At 33.2% G+C, this 277-nt stretch carries 1 pseudogene; it reads right to left on the bottom strand.

From position 1 onward, the window contains the following. A pseudogene (locus LOK41_RS28810) lies at positions 1–170 on the bottom strand (IS4 family transposase); the annotation flags it as partial. Positions 171–277: the final 107 nt, after the last annotated feature.

A 277-nucleotide genomic window follows, 5' to 3' on the forward strand; every position in this document is an offset into this window, starting at 1 on the left:
ACATTTTGGCTCATCCATACACATAAAGCGACTAAATCTTTTGCTTGGTACTTACTAGTTCGTTGCACAAAACCAACATCTCTAGCAAGATCTCGTAAGATATTTGGGGATAAAAAGCTTTGAATCTCTTGAGCAAATAGTTCTAATTCATCGGATACAGAAATAGACATACGAAAACGCCATCCTTTCCTATGATTCTACAGAAAGAATAGCGTGTTTTTTATTTTTTGGACATTTTAGATTACATGTAAATGGACTTTATTGTAATTTTGTTTCG

Source organism: Bacillus sp. TL12 (assembly GCF_022625245.1).
Lineage (GTDB): Bacteria > Bacillota > Bacilli > Bacillales > Bacillaceae_G > Bacillus_A.